The sequence below is a fragment of the Streptomyces sp. Act143 genome (assembly GCF_003143935.1).
Taxonomy (GTDB): Bacteria; Actinomycetota; Actinomycetes; order Streptomycetales; family Streptomycetaceae; genus Streptomyces.
The window spans coordinates 8,074,662-8,089,219 of the sequence record NZ_QFRX01000001.1 but is presented as its reverse complement, the minus strand read 5'-3'; the positions used below and the strand labels follow the sequence as shown (position 1 = coordinate 8,089,219).

Sequence of the window (14,558 nt, the reverse complement as noted above, 5' to 3'; positions counted from 1 at the left end):
GAGGTCGGAGCCGCCGATGCCGATGTTGACGACGTTCCTGATCCGCTTGCCGGTGTGGCCCGTCCACTCCCCCGAGCGGACCCGGTCGGCGAAGCCGGCCATCTTGTCGAGGACGGCGTGCACCGCGGGGACGACGTTCTCGCCGTCGACCTCGACCACCGCGTCCCGCGCCGCCCGCAGCGCGGTGTGCAGAACGGCCCGGTCCTCGGTGGTGTTGATCTTCTCCCCGCGGAACATGGCGTCCCGCAGCCCGAACACGTCGGTCGCGGCGGCCAGTTCGCGCAGCAGCCGCAGGGTCTCGTCGGTGACCAGGTGCTTGGAGTAGTCGATGTGCAGGTCGCCGACCTGCGCCGTGTAGCCGGTGGCGCGCCCGGGGTCGGCGGCGAACAGCTCGCGCAGCCGCACCTCGCCGAGTTGCTCGCGGTGCTTGGCCAGAGCGGTCCACTCGGGCGTCTGGTTGAGCCTGGTACGGCCGTCTGCGTTCATGTCCGACTTCCGCCTTCTGTTCGTGCCTGTCCCAGCTGGTCCAACCTAATTGATCAGCGGGTGACGTGAGCTGTCGTCATGTCGTCCTGCGGTGCAACAACAGGTACGTCCCGCTTGAACGCCGGTATCAACGACGCGACGGACAGCGTGAAGAACGCGGCGGCGAGCAGTGCCGGGGTGTTGAGTCCCCAGGCCGTGGCGGCGGCACCGCCCAGCAGTGCTCCTATGGGCGCCCCGGCCACACCCAGGGTCCGGAAGGCGGAACTGACCCGGCCGAGCATCTCGGCGGGGCTGCGCTGCTGCATGAGGGTCGTGGTGTTCACGTTCCACACCATGCCCATGAGCCCGAAGAGGGCCATCGCGGCGACCAGCGCGACCAGACTGTGCACCGTCCCCATGACGACGAGCGCCCCGATCTGCACGCTCCCCGCGAGCAGCACCGCCCGCACCCGCCCCAGCCGCGAGACGAGCCGGCGGTTGACCGCTCCACCGGTCAGGGCGCCGACGGTGCAGGCGGTCGTCGCCGCCGCGTAGCCGGTGCGGCCCGCGTCCAGCCAGCCGGTCACCAGCAGGACCATGGTGGCGATCAGGGCGCCCACGCCGATGTTGCACAGGGCGGTGGCGGCGCACAGGCCGCGCAGGGCCCGGTCGCGGGCCAGGGTGCGCAGGCCCTCGGTGATCTCGCGGCGCAGGGTGCTGCCCGCCGGTCCGGGCTTGCGGGCGGGTGCGACCGGCCGCAGGGAGGCCACCACGGCGGCGGCCAGCAGGAAGGTCGCCGCGTCGGCCGCGAAGGGCACTGCCGCGCCGCCCGCCAGCAGCAGCGGCACGACGGGGGCGCCCAGCAGTCCCCCCGCGATCTTCTGCCCGGTCATCAGGCGGGCGTTGGCGCTGCCGAGGGCGTCGCTGTCGACGAGGGACGGCAGCAGGGCCGTGGAGGCGTTGTCGAAGAGGGTCTGGAACGTGGTCAGGGCGAAAGCGAGCGCGATCAGCAGGCCGATGGAGGCGTGGCCGAGGCCCACGGCGACCGCGAAGCAGGCGACGAGCACACCTCGCAGGGCATCCACGGTCCACATCGCGCGCCGCTGGTCCACGCGGTCGGCGACGGCGCCGCCGAGCAGCCCGAAGACCAGCCAGGGCAGATAGCCGCAGGCGGTGACCGCCGCTATCGCCAGCGGCTCGTCGGTCAGGGTGGTGGCCAGCAGGGGCAGCGCGGCCGTACGCAGCGCGTCTCCGAAGCTGGAGAGCACGGCGGCACCCCAGAGGCGTCCGAATCCCCCACGCCATGCGGGCGCACGCACGCCCGCCACCTCGACCGTAGCCACAGCTCCCCCTGACGATTCACCTGCACCGAAGCGATGCACAAACCGTAGAGGTCACCACTGACAGCCGGCCGGGCCTGTGGATAACTCGGGCGACCAGGGCGAAAACAGCTCCGGCCAGACACCCCTCGGTGCCCGGCCGGCTCTCAACTCCCAGGGCCGACCCGGCGGATCATGCCGGGTGGGCCTAGATCTCGCCCCGCAGTTTGGCGAGCGCCTCGGCGAGGATCGCCTCGCCGTCCGCGTCGCTGCGCCGCTCCCGTACGTACGCGAGGTGCGTCTTGTACGGCTCGGTGCGCGGCGGGTCCGGCGGGTTGTCCCGGTCCTGTCCGGCGGGGAAGCCGCAGCGCGGGCAGTCCCAGGTGTCGGGAACCTGCGCGTCGCTGGCGAAGCTGGGCTGCGTCTCGTGCCCGTTGGAGCACCAGAAGGAGATGCGCAGGCGGGGCGCGGACTCGCCCCGCTCGGCCTCGCCCATCGGCCCCGCCCCGACCCGGCTTCCTCGGATCGCGTTGCCACTTGCCACGGTCGTAACTCCCTGCGTGATGGTGCCGCGAAGCGAGTCGGCGTTTCGCTTCGTTGCGAGCGCCTCAGTCTACGTAAGGCCCAACGCGCGTCCAGTGATTGGAGTTACAGCCCCCACATCTAGACGCAAGCCCCATGATAGGCCGCGCTCAGGGGCGCGTACCGAACATGGGGCCTTACGTACGGAAAGTGCGTGGCGGTCAGTTGTTCGTCTTGATGAGGAGACCGAGCACGATGATGCACGCGAACCACAGCAGACCGACCACGATGGTGATCCGGTCGAGGTTGCGCTCGGCGACGGAGGAACCGCCGACGGACGACTGCATGCCGCCGCCGAACATGTCGGAGAGGCCGCCACCCTTGCCCTTGTGCATCAGCACCAGCAGCATCATCAGCGCGCTGAAGACGATCAGGGCGATCGAGAACCCCATAACCACGGCTGGACCAACTTCCTCGGATCTGGACGGACGACAGGGGCACAGCCACCGGGCTGTGCCCCCGCAAGGGTACGACGTATCGCCGCTACCGCATACTTACTGGTCGCGGAAGCGCACGATCTTGACGAACTCGTCGGCATCGAGCGACGCACCGCCCACGAGCGCCCCGTCGATGTCGGCCTGCGCCATGATCTCGGCGACATTGCCGGACTTCACGGAGCCGCCGTACTGGATGCGGACCTGGTCGGCCAGCTCCTGGGTGTACAGCTCGGCGATCTTGCCGCGGATGGCGGCGCAGACCTCCTGGGCGTCCTCGGCGCCGCAGACCTTGCCGGTGCCGATGGCCCACACGGGCTCGTAGGCGATCACGATGGACTCGGCCTGCTCGGCGGGGAGGTCCTTCAGACCGCCCTCGACCTGGGCGAGGGTGTGGGAGACGTGGTTGCCCGCCTCGCGGACGTCCAGCTCCTCGCCGACGCACAGGATCGGGGTCAGGCCGTGCTTGTAGGCGGCCTTGACCTTGGCGTTGACGATCTCGTCGGTCTCGGCGTGGTACTGGCGGCGCTCGGAGTGGCCGACGGCCACGTACGTGCACTTCAGCTTGGCCAGCATCGCCCCGGAGATCTCGCCGGTGTAGGCGCCGGAGTCCTGGGCCGAGATGTCCTGGGCGCCGTACTTGATCTTCAGCTTGTCGCCGTCGACCAGGGTCTGCACGGAGCGCAGGTCGGTGAAGGGGGGCAGGACGGCGACCTCGACGGCCTCGTAGTCCTTGTCGGCCAGGGCGAAGGCGAGCTTCTGGACGTGCGCGATGGCCTCGAGGTGGTTGAGGTTCATCTTCCAGTTGCCCGCCATCAGCGGCGTGCGCGTGCTCATAAAGGGTCAGTCCTCCAGTGCGGCGAGGCCGGGGAGCGTCTTGCCCTCGAGGTATTCGAGGGAGGCGCCGCCGCCGGTCGAGATGTGGCCGAATGCGGTCTCGTCGAAGCCGAGCGTGCGCACGGCGGCGGCGGAGTCTCCGCCGCCGACGACGGTGAAGCCGTCCGAGTCGACGAGGGCCTGGGCGACCGCCCTGGTGCCCTCGGCGTAGTCGGGGTGCTCGAAGACGCCCATGGGGCCGTTCCAGAACACGGTCCTGGCGTCGGCGAGCTTGCTCGCGTACAGCTCACCGGTCTTCGGGCCGATGTCGAGGCCCAGCTGGCCCTCGGGCATCTTGTCCGCGTCGACGGCGGTGTGCTCGGTGGGCGCCTTGGCCTTCAGGTCCGGGAAGCCCGGGGAGACCACGACGTCGATCGGGAGGACCAGCTCGACGCCGAGCTTCTCGGCGCGCTCCAGGTACTCGGTGACGGCCGGGATCTGGTCCTCCTGAAGGAGGGAGGTGCCGACCTCGTGGCCCTGGGCCTTGAGGAAGGTGAAGGCCATGCCGCCGCCGATGAGGATGCGGTCGGCCTTGCCGAGGAGCTGGTCGATGACGGCCAGCTTGTCGGAGACCTTGGAGCCGCCGAGCGCCACGGCGTAGGGCCGCTGGACGTCCTCGGTGAGCTTCTTCAGGACGCCGACCTCGGTGGCGATGAGGTAGCCGGCGTAGTGCGGCAGCTTGGCCGGGAGGTCGAAGACCGAGGCGTGCTTGCGGTGCACCGCGCCGAAGCCGTCACCGACGTAGACGTCGGCGAGGGCGGCGAGCTGGTCGGCGAAGGCGGCGCGCTCGGCGTCGTCCTTGGAGGTCTCGCCGGCGTTGAAGCGGAGGTTCTCGACGACCGCGACCTGGCCGTCGGTGAGGCCGGCGACGGTGGCCGTGGCGGACTCGCCGACCGTGTCGGTGGCGAACGCGACGTCGGCGCCGAGGAGTTCACCGAGGCGCGCGGCGGCGGGGGCGAGGGAGAACGCCGGGTCCGGGGCGCCCTTGGGGCGGCCCAGGTGCGAGGCGACGACCACGCGGGCGCCCGCCTCGGCGAGCGCCTTGACGGTGGGCAGCACCGCGCGGATACGGCCGTCGTCGGTGATGGTGGTGCCGGCCAGCGGCACGTTGAGGTCGGCGCGGACGAAGACCCGCTTGCCTGCGACGCCTTCGGTGAGAAGTTCGTCGATCGTCTTCATATAGGGGACTCCTGGAGAGGGCTCTGGCTCGTACGAAAGCTGATCACATGAGCGAGGGCTCGGACAACGCGCCGCCGCGCTGCCCGAGCCCTGCACTCATATCAAGCTGCCTGCTCTGTCGATCAGAGCTGGTTGCCGACGAAGACCGTCAGGTCGACGAGGCGGTTGGAGTAGCCCCACTCGTTGTCGTACCAGCCGAGGATCTTCACCGACTTGCCCTCCTGGACCATCGTCAGGGAGGAGTCGAAGGTGCAGGAGGCCGGGTCGCTGACGATGTCCGAGGACACGATCGGGTCCTCGGTGTAGAACAGGATGCCCTTGAGGTCGCCGTCGTCGGCGGCCTTCTTGAACGCGGCGTTGACCTCGTCCTTGGTGACCTCGCGCTGGAGCTCGACGACCAGGTCGGTGGCCGAACCGGTCGGGACCGGCACGCGCATCGCGATGCCGTCGAGCTTGCCCTTGAGCTGCGGGAGGACCAGGGCGGTGGCCTTCGCGGCACCGGTCGTGGTCGGGATGATGTTCTCGGCGGCGGCGCGGGCGCGGCGCAGGTCCGAGTGCGGGAAGTCCAGGATGCGCTGGTCGTTGGTGTACGCGTGGACCGTCGTCATCAGGCCCTTGACGATGCCGAAGTTCTCGTCGAGAACCTTGGCCATCGGCGCCACACAGTTGGTGGTGCAGGAGGCGTTGGAGATGACGTGGTGGTTCGCCGGGTCGTACTTGTCCTGGTTGACACCCATCACGATGGTGATGTCCTCGTCCTTGGCCGGAGCCGAGATCAGGACCTTCTTCGCGCCACCGGCGATGTGCTTCTCGGCGTCGGCCTTCTTGGTGAAGATGCCGGTCGACTCGATGACGATGTCGACGCCCAGCTCGCCCCACGGGATGTCGGCGGGGTTGCGCTCCGACAGCACCTTGATGGTGTGACCGTCGACCGTGATCGTGTCGGCGGTGTGCGACACCTCGGCCTTGAGGCGGCCCAGGATGGTGTCGTACTTCAGCAGGTGAGCGGTGGTCGCGGTGTCACCCAGGTCGTTGACAGCCACGATCTCGATGTCTGCACCCTGCTCCAGCAGCGCGCGGAAGTAGTTGCGACCGATACGACCGAAGCCGTTGATGCCTACGCGGATCGTCACGAACCGATCTCCTCGTTGGTACGCCGGCTATGCGGTGCCGGCGAGCTCTGTTTGGGATGTCCCCGACCGCCTACGACCCTACCTCTCCGACGCCTCCTCGGTGACATCGAGATGCCCCATACACGGGCAGGCGGTCCGTACCCGCCAGTAGGGGTACGGACCGCCCGGGCCGAAAGGCTCTATGGCCCGAATTGACTACGGAGAGTCAGTCACTGTTGACCAGTGCGCTCCCCGCTCGTCCGTGTTTGTCCGCGCTCATCCGTCGAGCGCCGCGAGCGCCTTTCCGAGCAGTGCCGTGCGGTCGGCCGCCGCGGTGACGTGCTCCAGGCCGAAGCCCAGCAGCACGGTGTCGTCCGTGGTGACCGCGCCGTACGTCTTGAACAGCTCACCGGCGCGCCCCCAGTCCTTCACGACCGCCGGGCTGCCCGCGGGCGGTCCGGGGACGCTCCAGGCGCCCAGCGAGGTCTCGAAGCCCTCGGTCTCGACCGCCTGGCCGCCGATGACGACCGAGGCGTTGTCGACGAGGACGCCGCGACCGCCGCTGCCGGGGTCGGTGATGTAACTGACCGAGATCTCGACCTTCTTGCCGGCGTAGGCGGACAGGTCGAAGGAGACCTGCTGCCAGCCGGCCGACGCCCCGGTGAAGCTGTTCCACTGGCCGCTGGTCCCGGAGGCCGTGCAGCCGCCGTCGCCGAGTGTCAGGTACCGCTTGAGCGCGGGGTGGGCCGCGATGAAGTACCCGGCCTCGCACTCGGCGGGCACCGCGGTGCTGGTGGCGCCGTTCTTCTCCGGGAGGGTGGTCCAGTCCTCGGCCCCGGTCGTGTGGGCCTCCAGGACGGCGTGGTCGTAGCCCTCCTCGGTGTTCCACAGCATCCGGGTCTGGAACGTGGGCGCCTGTGCGGCGGTCACGTTCGTGAGGTCGATGGTGCGGGTCAGACGGTTCCAGGCGTAGTCGCTGTGCGTGACGGCGGCCATGGAGGCGCCCTCGTAGGGCCCGTACGGGTTGACCGTGCCGGGGTAGCCGCCCGCGCCCGCGCTGGCGAACTGCGGGAACGTGGCGACCGGCAGGTTGTCGGAGGTGACGCTGAACGACCCGGCGGTGTCGAGCGGGTTGCCCGGCGCCGCGCCGAGGGCCGCGCCGGCACCGGCGAGTTCGCCGCTGCCCTGGAAGGCGGTGGCGTTGGGCAGCGAGGTGCGGGTGAAGGCGCCCAGGTAGTACTGGCTGAAGTCGTTCGACAGGGTGCCGCCGCCGAGGTCGACGCTGCCGCCGGCCCGCTCACCCGCCTCGATCAGCTTGCCGCCCTCGTTGAGGAAGGCGCGCAGCTGGAGCTGGGTGGCGTTGCCGGGAATGCTCGCGCCCGTGTAGTGGACGACGGTGCCGAAGTGGTCGAGGACGCCGAGCGCGTCGGGCGCGCCCTGGGTCGCGACGTCCCAGACGATCGCCTTGCGGCCGTTGGCCTTCAGCGCGTCGACGTAGGTCTGGGCCTGCGTGGCGGCAGCGCCCTCCTCGGCGACCACGAGCGTGCTCGCGCGCGGGCGTTCGGCGACCGTGTAGGTGAAGTGCTGGCTGGAGGTGCGCTTCTTGTCGGGCGTCCAGCCGGTGAACCACACCTCGACCTTGTCGCCAGGGTCGCCTTCGGGGACCTTGGCGCGGTACTCGTCGAAGTAGAGGTTGTCCTCACCGCCGTACGTCTCGCCGCCCTTCCACGCGCGCAGCGGCACGTCGTGCGTGTGGCCGCCGTTGACGCGGTACTTGAGCTCCTTGTCGCGCACGGCCCTGCGCACGACGACGGAGACCTCCTGGTCGGCGCCGCGCGAGTAGGACGTGGCGAAGGTTTTCGGGGTGAAGTCGGCGGCCTTCAGACCGAGCGAGGACTTCGGCTGATCGGGCTGCTTCGCCGACTCGGCAACGGAGAGAGCGAACGGGATGTTCTTCTCGAACTCCTGCTGGATCAGCTTCTCGTCGTCCGGGAAGTTGAACACTGACTGGCAGTCGGCCGCGTTCCACTGGTCGTTCGGGTCGAGGTCCGAGGCGGTCTGGCAGGTCGACATCTCGGGCGTGTACATCGCCAGGCCGTTGACGTTCGACGCGTGGCCGTCCGCCTCGCCGTTGGTGGTGTACAGCTCGGAGGAGACCTGCGGCCGGTAGCCGGGGATCGCGGAGTTGTCCGGGGTGCCGGCGAGCGCCTTGTACATGACGTCGTCCGGGGTGTCGGTGGCCACCTGCCAGCCGACGCCGTAGAGGAGGAGTTCGGCGGCGGAGTGGTAGTTGATGCCGTACGTGAAGCCGATCCGCTTCTCGAAGGCGTCCAGTGCCTTGGTCTCGGGCTCGGAGCCGGGTCCCGCGCCGCGGTAGGTCTCGCTGGTGGGGTTGGGGGACGAACCCTCGTTGTCGTAGCCCCACTTGTAGGCGAAGTTGCGGTTGAGGTCGACGCCGTCGCCGATGGCGATGGAGCCGTCGCCGTTGTTGTCCCGCAGGTTCTTGCGCCACAAGCGCTGGTCGGTGCCGGTGAACGTGTAGTCGTAGCCGTCGGGGTTGGCCGAGAGCACGAACCACAGTTCGGTGGAGTCGACGATCTTCTTGATGCGCTGGTCGGTCTTGTAGTGGTCCAGGTAGTAGTGCATCAGCCGGCGGGTCATCTCCGGGGTGATCCACTCGCGCGCGTGCTGGTTGGACAGGTACAGGACGGCGGGCTTGGCGCCGTCCTTGGTCTGCTTCGCGTTCTTGGTCAGTTTGAGCGCGAGGATGTCCTGGCCGTTGACGGTCTTGCCGATGGAGACGGCCTTGGTGAGGCCGGGGTTGGCCTGGGCGGTGGCGAGGACCTCCGCCTTGAGGCCGCCGGTGCCGCTGTAGGGGCGGTACACGCCGTCGGCGGCGGCCTCGACGCGGTCCTCGGCCTTCGCAGAGAGGGTGTGCTCGGTGAGCTCGACGCCCTGTTTCTCCAGCTTGTCGGCCTGTTTGTCGGTGAGGTAGACCTCGACGGTCGCGGTGCCCTTCGCGGGGACCTGCTCGCTCAGTTCGTGGCCGTCCTGGCCGGCCGCCAGCAGCAGGGGTACCTGCGCGCCGGTGACCTCGGCCCGGAAGACCTTGATCTCGTCGGGACCGGGAGAGCTGCCGCTCTCCGCGGCCTGGGCGAGAGGCGCGAGGCCCGCCCCGCCCAGAAGGAGTGCGCCAACGGCGAGGATCGGTCTCGCTCTTCGTCTCATGTGCCCCCCTTGCGGTGGTCCGCCACAGCAGCGAACGTATGCCAGGCTCATGACAGTTCATGATCCAGTCAAGGGTGCCTCACAGACATGCAAAAGCCGGTGCCGTTCACCCAAGTGGGCGGCGGCACCGGCGTCTTGACTATTGATCAACCGACGAGATTGTCGGCCATCTCCTCGGTGATGCTGGACTCCGTGCCCGGGATGCCGAGGTCGGAGGCGCGCTTGTCGGCCATCGCCAGGAGCCGGCGGATACGGCCGGCGACGGCGTCCTTGGTCAGCGGCGGGTCGGCGAGCGCGCCCAGCTCCTCCAGCGAGGCCTGCTTGTGCTCCATGCGCAGCCGCCCGGCGGCGGCGAGGTGCTCGGGCACGTCGTCGGCGAGGATCTCCAGCGCGCGCTGCACGCGGGCCCCGGCGGCGACGGCCGCGCGGGCGGAGCGGCGCAGGTTGGCGTCGTCGAAGTTGGCGAGCCGGTTCGCCGTGGCCCGCACCTCGCGGCGCATCCGGCGCTCCTCCCAGGCCAGCACCGACTCATGGGCGCCGAGCCGGGTGAGCAGCGCGCCGATCGCGTCGCCGTCGCGCACGACCACGCGGTCCACGCCGCGCACCTCGCGGGCCTTCGCGGCGATGGAGAGGCGGCGGGCGGCGCCGACCAGGGCGAGCGCGGCCTCGGGGCCCGGGCAGGTCACTTCCAGGGACGAGGAACGGCCGGGCTCGGTGAGCGAGCCGTGCGCCAGGAAGGCACCGCGCCAGGCGGCCTCCGCGTCACAGGTGGCCCCGGAGACGACCTGCGGCGGCAGGCCGCGGATCGGCCGGCCCCGGCCGTCGACCAGGCCGGTCTGGCGGGCCAGCTGGTCACCGCCGGCAACCACCCGGACGACGTAACGCGAGCCGCGGCGCAGTCCGCCCGGCGCCATCACGATCAGCTCCGAGCTGTGGCCGAAGATCTCCAGGATGTCCCGCTTGAGCCGCCGGGCCGCCATCGCGGTGTCCAGCTCCGCCTCGATCACGATGCGCCCGCTCACCAGGTGAAGGCCGCCGGCGAACCGCAGGATGGCGGAGACCTCCGCCTTTCTGCAGCAGGTCCGGGTGACGGGGAGCCGGGAGATCTCGTCCTTCACCGCTGCCGTCATCGCCATGGGCCGATCCTTCCATGCATCCGAAAAATACGGTCGTACGCGGCGGCCAACAGCTCCGGGTCGTGCCTCGGGGTTCCGTCGGGCCGGGCCACCGGGGCCAGCTCGACCGCGGCGCCGAACCGCTTGGCGGCGTCGGCGAGCGAGTCACGGTCCGGCACGGCGGCCTCGTCGGCCAGCACCACGTCCAGGGCGAGTTTAGGGGCGTGTCGTCCCAAAACCTCCAAATGACGCTGCGGGGAGAAGCCTTCGGTTTCTCCGGGCTGCGGGGCGAGGTTCAGCGAGAGTACCCGGCGCGCCTTCGTCTCCGTGAGCGCGTCCAGCAGTTCCGGCACCAGCAGGTGCGGGATGACGGAGGAGAACCAGGAGCCGGGGCCGAGGACCACCCAGTCCGCGTCCAGGACCGCGGCCACCGCCTCGGGGACGGCGGGCGGGTCGTGCGGCACCAGGTGCACGGACTGCACCTCACCCGGGGTGAGGGCGACGGTGGCCTGGCCGCGGACGGTGTCCACGTCCTCCGGCCGCTCCGGGTCGTGCCCCTTGACCAGGGCCTGGAGCTCCAGGGGTACGGCGGACATGGGCAGCACCCGGCCGTGCGCGCCGAGCAGCTTGCCGACCAGGTCGAGGGCCTGGACATGGTCGCCGAGCTGCTCCCACAGGGCGACGATCAGCACATTGCCGACCGCGTGGTCGTGCAGGTCACCCTTGGAGTGGAAGCGGTGCTGGATGACGCGGGCCCAGGTCTGGCCCCAGTCGTCGTCGCCGCACAGGGCGGCCAGGGCCTTGCGCAGGTCACCGGGCGGCAGGACGCCCAGCTCGTCGCGCAGGCGCCCGCTGGAGCCGCCGTCGTCGGCCACGGTGACCACGGCGGTGAGGTCGCCGGTGATCCGGCGCAGCGCGGCGAGCGAGGCGGACAGCCCCATGCCGCCGCCGAGGGCGACGACCTTGGGCTGGGCGCCGCGGCGGCGCGGGCGGGCGCCCCGGGCCTCGACGGGCCGGCCCGCGCGGGACTCGGGCACCGTCCGGCCCAGCCTGCCGAGCCGGCCCAGCCGCGGAGTACGTGCGGTCATTCGCGTCCCATGTCCCGGTGTACGACCACCGTCTCCACGCCCTGGGAGGCGAGGCGGGCGGCGAGCTTCTCGGAGGTGGCCACGGAGCGGTGCTTGCCGCCGGTGCAGCCGACCGCGATGGTCACGTACCGCTTGCCCTCGCGGCGGTAGCCGGCCGCGATGAGCTGGAGCAGTTCGCTGTAGCGGTCGATGAACTCCTTGGCGCCGGGCTGGTTGAAGACGTACGCCGACACCTCCTCGTTCAGGCCGGTGTAGGGGCGCAGTTCCGGGACCCAGTGCGGGTTGGGCAGGAAGCGCATGTCCACGACCAGGTCGGCGTCGACCGGGAGGCCGTACTTGAAGCCGAACGACATGACCGTGGCCCGCAGCTCGGGCTCCTCCTCGCCGGCGAACTGGGCGTCCATCTTGGCCCGCAGTTCGTGCACGTTGAGGCTGGACGTGTCGATGACCAGGTCGGCGTCGCCGCGCAGCTCGCGCAGCAGTTCGCGCTCGGCGTCGATGCCGTCGACGATGCGGCCGTCGCCCTGGAGGGGGTGCGGGCGGCGCACGGACTCGAAGCGGCGCACCAGGGCGTCGTCGGAGGACTCCAGGAAGACGATCCGCCGGGTGACGTGCTTGGCCTCGAGGTCGGCGAGGGACTCGCGGAGGTTGTCGAAGAAGCGCCGGCCGCGGACGTCGACGACCACCGCGATCCGGGCGACGTTGCCCTGCGAGCGGGCGCCGAGCTCCACCATGGTGGGGATCAGCGCGGGCGGCAGGTTGTCGACGACGAACCAGCCGAGGTCCTCCAGACACTTCGCGGCGGTCGACCGGCCGGCCCCGGACATGCCGGAGATGATCACCAGCTCGGGGATGGCCGCGTCGGGGATTCCGGCCGCGTCGCCGTTCGTGCCCTTACTCGTGCCCGTACTCACCTGTGCTCCGTCTGCGGTGTGGCTCGGTTGCCCTTGGTGTTCGTTCGGTCCTTCGTGCTCGTTCACATTCATGTCTCCTGCCCCCGTCGTTCGTCCGGGGCGCCCGCCGTCGCGGGCTCCCCTCCGGGACCCATGGTGCCGGGTTCCTCTTCCATGATCTCGCCAGTAGCTGTGTTCACCGCAGGGGCGGCCGGTGCCGCCTGGGCGAGGGCCACGGCAATGGTCTCGGCCGTTTTACGCCCTATGCCGGGAACCTCACAGATCTGATCGATAGTGGCAGATCGAAGTTTCTTCAACGAGCCGAAATGTTTCAGAAGCGCCTGCTTCCGGGTGTCCCCGAGGCCCGGCACGTCGTCCAGGGGGCTCGACCGGAACCGCTTGGCGCGCTTGGTGCGCTGGTAGGTGATCGCGAAGCGGTGGGCCTCGTCACGGACGCGCTGCAGGAGGTACAGGCCCTCGCTGGTGCGGGGCAGCACCACCGGGTCGTCCTCGGCGGGCAGCCACACCTCCTCCAGGCGCTTGGCGAGGCCGCAGACGGCGACGTCGTCGATGCCGAGCTCGTCGAGGGCCTTCTTGGCGGCGGCCACCTGCGGCTGACCGCCGTCGACGACGACGAGCTGGGGCGGGTAGGCGAACTTCTTGGGGCGGCCGCTGTCCTCGGTGAGGGTGTTCCCGGAGGCGTCCCGGAAGTCGTCCGGAGCGCCTTCCGCGGAGGAGCCCGGGAAAGTGCCCGGGGAGGCGCCCGGGGAGCCGTCCTGCGAGGCGTCGTCGACCCACTCGCCGGTCTTCTCCTTCTCGGCGATGTACCGCTTGAAGCGGCGGGTGATGACCTCGTGCATGGAGCGGACGTCGTCCTGGCCCTCGAAGCCCTTGATCTGGAAGCGGCGGTACTCGCTCTTGCGCTGGAGGCCGTCCTCGAAGACGACCATGGAGGCCACCACGTCGTCGCCCTGGAGGTGGGAGATGTCGTAGCACTCGATCCTGAGCGGAGCGCTGTCCAGGTCGAGGGCCTCGGCGATCTCCTCCAGGGCGCGCGAGCGGGTGGTGAGGTCGGAGGCGCGCTTGGTCTTGTGCAGCGCGAGCGCCTGCTGGGCGTTGCGCGCGACGGTCTCCATCAGGGCCTTCTTGTCGCCGCGCTGCGGGATGCGCAGCGAGACGTTGGACCCGCGGCGGCCGGTGAGCCACTCCTGGACCGGCTCGACCGGGTCGGGCAGGGCCGGGACGAGGACCTCCTTGGGGACGGAGTCGCCGCTCTCCTCGCCGTAGAGCTGCTGCAGGGCGTGCTCGACGAGGGCACCGGTGGTGATCTCCTCGACCTTGTCGGTGACCCAGCCGCGCTGGCCGCGCACCCGTCCGCCGCGCACGTGGAAGATCTGGACGGCCGCCTCCAGCTCGTCCTCGGCGACCGCGATCAGGTCGGCGTCGGTCGCGTCGGCGAGCACGACCGCGTTCTTCTCCATGGCCTTCTTCAGGGCCTCGATGTCGTCGCGCAGCCGGGCCGCCCGCTCGTACTCCATGTCCTCGGCGGCCTCCGTCATCTGCTTCTCCAGACGGCGGAGGTAGGTGCCGGTGCGGCCGGCCATGAAGTCGCTGAACTCCTCGGCGAGCTCGCGGTGTTCGTCCGCCGAGACCCGGCCGACGCAGGGTGCCGAGCACTTGCCGATGTAGCCCAGCAGGCAGGGGCGGCCGGTGCGGGCAGCGTTCTTGAAGACGCCGGCGGAGCAGGTGCGGACGGGGAAGACGCGCAGCAGGAGGTCGACGGTGTCGCGGATCGCCCACGCGTGCGCGTACGGCCCGAAATACCTGACGCCCTTCTTCTTGTGACCGCGCATCACCTGCACACGCGGGAACTCCTCGTTCATCGTCACCGCGAGGTACGGGTAGCTCTTGTCGTCGCGGTACTTGACGTTGAACCGGGGGTCGTACTCCTTGATCCAGGAGTACTCCAGCTGCAGGGCCTCGACCTCCGTGGACACCACCGTCCACTCCACGGACGCGGCGGTGGTGACCATGCTGCGGGTCCGCGGGTGCAGGTTCGCCAGGTCCTGGAAGTAGTTCGCCAGGCGCTGGCGCAGGCTCTTCGCCTTTCCGACGTAGATCACCCGGCGGTGCTCGTCGCGGAACCTGTAGACCCCGGGAGAGTCCGGGATCTGTCCCGGCCTGGGGCGGTAGCTGGAGGGGTCGGCCATGCTTCACACCCTACTGGCGAGGGGTGACAGTGCGGCGGGGCTGTGGACGACGGCCCC

At 70.2% G+C, this 14,558-nt stretch carries 11 protein-coding genes and 1 pseudogene; all 12 read right to left on the bottom strand.

The annotated features are described in order from the left end of the window. Positions 1-486: pseudogene (locus DI272_RS45735) on the bottom strand (glucose-6-phosphate isomerase); the annotation flags it as partial. 53 nt (positions 487-539) lie between these two features. Beyond that, positions 540-1,808, bottom strand: coding sequence for an MFS transporter (locus DI272_RS36915; RefSeq protein ID WP_109499523.1), 1,269 nt, complete (start codon positions 1,806-1,808; stop codon positions 540-542). A 184-nt stretch (positions 1,809-1,992) separates the two neighbouring features. Further along, positions 1,993-2,328, bottom strand: coding sequence for an RNA polymerase-binding protein RbpA (locus DI272_RS36910; RefSeq protein WP_003957010.1), 336 nt, complete (start codon positions 2,326-2,328; stop codon positions 1,993-1,995). A gap of 199 nt (positions 2,329-2,527) precedes the next feature. Next, positions 2,528-2,758 (bottom strand): preprotein translocase subunit SecG, encoded by a 231-nt coding sequence (gene secG, locus DI272_RS36905; RefSeq protein ID WP_181387571.1) that lies wholly within the window; start codon positions 2,756-2,758, stop codon positions 2,528-2,530. 102 nt (positions 2,759-2,860) lie between these two features. After that, on the bottom strand, positions 2,861-3,637 hold the full coding sequence (gene tpiA / locus DI272_RS36900; RefSeq protein WP_109499520.1) for a triose-phosphate isomerase: 777 nt from the start codon (positions 3,635-3,637) through the stop codon (positions 2,861-2,863). Between the two features lie 6 nt (positions 3,638-3,643). Further along, positions 3,644-4,855, bottom strand: coding sequence for a phosphoglycerate kinase (locus DI272_RS36895; protein ID WP_109499519.1), 1,212 nt, complete (start codon positions 4,853-4,855; stop codon positions 3,644-3,646). A 122-nt stretch (positions 4,856-4,977) separates the two neighbouring features. Beyond that, positions 4,978-5,988, bottom strand: a complete 1,011-nt coding sequence (gene gap / locus DI272_RS36890) for a type I glyceraldehyde-3-phosphate dehydrogenase (RefSeq protein ID WP_109499517.1) — start codon at positions 5,986-5,988, stop codon at positions 4,978-4,980. A 255-nt stretch (positions 5,989-6,243) separates the two neighbouring features. Next, positions 6,244-9,195, bottom strand: coding sequence for a M14 family metallopeptidase (locus DI272_RS36885; RefSeq protein WP_109499516.1), 2,952 nt, complete (start codon positions 9,193-9,195; stop codon positions 6,244-6,246). Between the two features lie 146 nt (positions 9,196-9,341). Continuing rightward, positions 9,342-10,331: a DNA-binding protein WhiA gene (gene whiA, locus DI272_RS36880; protein WP_031057649.1), complete on the bottom strand. Its 990-nt coding sequence runs from the start codon at positions 10,329-10,331 to the stop codon at positions 9,342-9,344. Beyond that, positions 10,322-11,398, bottom strand: a complete 1,077-nt coding sequence (gene yvcK / locus DI272_RS36875) for a uridine diphosphate-N-acetylglucosamine-binding protein YvcK (protein WP_109499514.1) — start codon at positions 11,396-11,398, stop codon at positions 10,322-10,324. Before yvcK ends, whiA begins: the two co-directional genes overlap by 10 nt. Continuing rightward, a complete protein-coding gene (rapZ, locus tag DI272_RS36870) occupies positions 11,395-12,384 on the bottom strand; it encodes an RNase adapter RapZ (RefSeq protein WP_109499513.1) in 990 nt (329 codons plus the stop codon). The genes yvcK and rapZ overlap by 4 nt, the downstream gene beginning before the upstream one ends. Beyond that, on the bottom strand, positions 12,381-14,501 hold the full coding sequence (gene uvrC / locus DI272_RS36865) for an excinuclease ABC subunit UvrC (RefSeq protein ID WP_109499512.1): 2,121 nt from the start codon (positions 14,499-14,501) through the stop codon (positions 12,381-12,383). The genes rapZ and uvrC overlap by 4 nt, the downstream gene beginning before the upstream one ends. Between the last annotated feature and the right edge of the window lie 57 nt (positions 14,502-14,558).

Coding starts and splice junctions, on each gene's coding strand:
- secG (WP_181387571.1), bottom strand. CDS start 2,758: ATGGGGTTCTCGATCGCCCTGATCGTCTTCAGCGCGCTGATGATGCTG.
- tpiA (WP_109499520.1), bottom strand. CDS start 3,637: ATGAGCACGCGCACGCCGCTGATGGCGGGCAACTGGAAGATGAACCTC.
- DI272_RS36895 (WP_109499519.1), bottom strand. CDS start 4,855: ATGAAGACGATCGACGAACTTCTCACCGAAGGCGTCGCAGGCAAGCGG.
- DI272_RS36885 (WP_109499516.1), bottom strand. CDS start 9,195: ATGAGACGAAGAGCGAGACCGATCCTCGCCGTTGGCGCACTCCTTCTG.
- whiA (WP_031057649.1), bottom strand. CDS start 10,331: ATGGCGATGACGGCAGCGGTGAAGGACGAGATCTCCCGGCTCCCCGTC.
- yvcK (WP_109499514.1), bottom strand. CDS start 11,398: ATGACCGCACGTACTCCGCGGCTGGGCCGGCTCGGCAGGCTGGGCCGG.
- rapZ (WP_109499513.1), bottom strand. CDS start 12,384: ATGAATGTGAACGAGCACGAAGGACCGAACGAACACCAAGGGCAACCG.
- uvrC (WP_109499512.1), bottom strand. CDS start 14,501: ATGGCCGACCCCTCCAGCTACCGCCCCAGGCCGGGACAGATCCCGGAC.